This window comes from Listeria grandensis (genome assembly GCF_014322885.1).
Lineage (GTDB): Bacteria > Bacillota > Bacilli > Lactobacillales > Listeriaceae > Listeria_A > Listeria_A grandensis.
The window spans coordinates 1-1,745 of record NZ_JAASUG010000028.1 but is presented as its reverse complement, the minus strand read 5'-3'; the positions used below and the strand labels follow the sequence as shown (position 1 = coordinate 1,745).

At 37.2% G+C, this 1,745-nt stretch carries 1 protein-coding gene; it reads right to left on the bottom strand.

Features of this window, described 5'->3' with window-relative positions; genetic code table 11:
• Positions 1-971 (bottom strand): toxin Cry1Ac domain D-VI-related protein (locus tag HCJ54_RS15245; RefSeq protein ID WP_187138257.1); only part of this gene is annotated, 971 nt, incomplete at its 3' end.
• Positions 972-1,745: the final 774 nt, after the last annotated feature.

The following is a 1,745-nucleotide window of genomic DNA, read 5'->3' as shown; positions in this document are numbered from 1 at the left end:
GTATCATTGTTAAATAATGCATCCACTGCTTGTTTCGCTGCTGTTTGTTTCGCTTGTTCTGCCGCTGCCTCATTTTTAGCATCTAGTAAGCTTTGGGCTTTGTCTAGACCATCTTGTAACTCCGTTTTATTCTCAGGAACAACTACAGCATTAATGATATCTTGTACTTCATCAAAATCTGCTTGCGTCACGCCACTTTTCAAAGTTGTATGATCTGATGTTGTGAAAAGATTATCAAACATATCTTGTGCTTGATCTGAGAAATCTTCACGTATTTGAACGTTTGTCAACCATGCTTGATTGTTATTTTCATCCTTAGTTGTTCTTGTTGTTGAGTATTCAAATTGGAGATCCGTATAAGTAGCTACTGCCGTAAAAGTAAAACTACCCGATTCCTCCGTCCTTTTTCCAGCAGCATTAGCAAAATAGTGGGACTTTTCGTTTAAATTAGCTCCACTGTATAGGTCCTTCATCCTTACTACCGCTTTATGATCCCCAGCTTTTTCCGTCGTTTCCGCCGACTGAGAATCGAGTATATCATAGGAGATATAATATTTTTTACCTGCTTTTGTGTAGATAGGGGACCTTGCAGTGATTTCTTTAGCACCTACACCTGCTTTGTGAAAAGAAAGACCGATATTTTTCGCGCCATCATTACCCAGCACCACACCAAGTCTCTCACTGTCACCGCCAATTTTCCCCCAAGGACTATCAGCACTCCATCGAGTTAGAGCAAGAGTAGTGGTGCCAGTGACGTAAAAACCAAGATTAGCGTATCTAAATGTACCGTCTGTGTTGCTGTCTGTAAGGCCTGTAAGCTTAAAAAGGTTGGATGTGTCATAACTAGTCGCGCGCGTCTCACTTGCAAACGCTTCTGTCGACATCAGATTCAATGGTGTTGCGATACTTGTTCCTAAAATCGATGCTATTGTCAAGGTACTTACCAATTTTTTCATTTGTTTTTTATTCATAATTTTTCAATAACCTTCTTTCATTTTCTGAAATTTATATCTTGCTAGCAAAGTGCTTTTTGCCTTTACTATTTTTCCAATATTGCTTTGCCTATTTCTTCTTTACTCACCTCCCTCTAGATAAGGGTAACAAGTCTAATTATCAGTTTTTTTTTAGCTTTGTTTATTTCTGTTTTTTTTCATGACAATTCTGTGAACTTTTGGCTTTTTTCACTTACTTTATTAAGGTAAAACATGCATCTCGAATAAAACCAGACATTCTGTAATACTCTGAATAAAAAATCTTATTTTAATAAAGTTATCATTTGTCATCTTTATATTTAGTTGACGTAAACTTTCTAAACTAAGTGGCACATCTCGCGTGATATATAGGATAACATAGTCGCTGTGTACCCCAACAAAAGGTTTAATAGAAAAGAGTAAGAATATAATAAGGAATGAGATATTATACTAAAACTTAATATTTGCAGCGGGCGAAAAGGTGACAGTGGAAGCGGTAGCTCCATTGCCAGAGGCCGGAACCGATTTTTCAATCGATCCATTAATTTCTGGTATTTTAAATTGACATGGGATATATTTTTACGAGCTAAAAAGCACGTCTCCGCCAAAACTAGGGAGACGTGCTTTTTTCATATGCCTATAACTAGACTAGCTTATTTAGTTTTTGCTGTTGTTGTATAAAGTACTCTGCCACTACCGTTCAGTGCGCGTAGCTCATATTCTGTTCCAGATTGTTTTAATGCTGGTACATCATTCACGTAAAGACTGTATGTT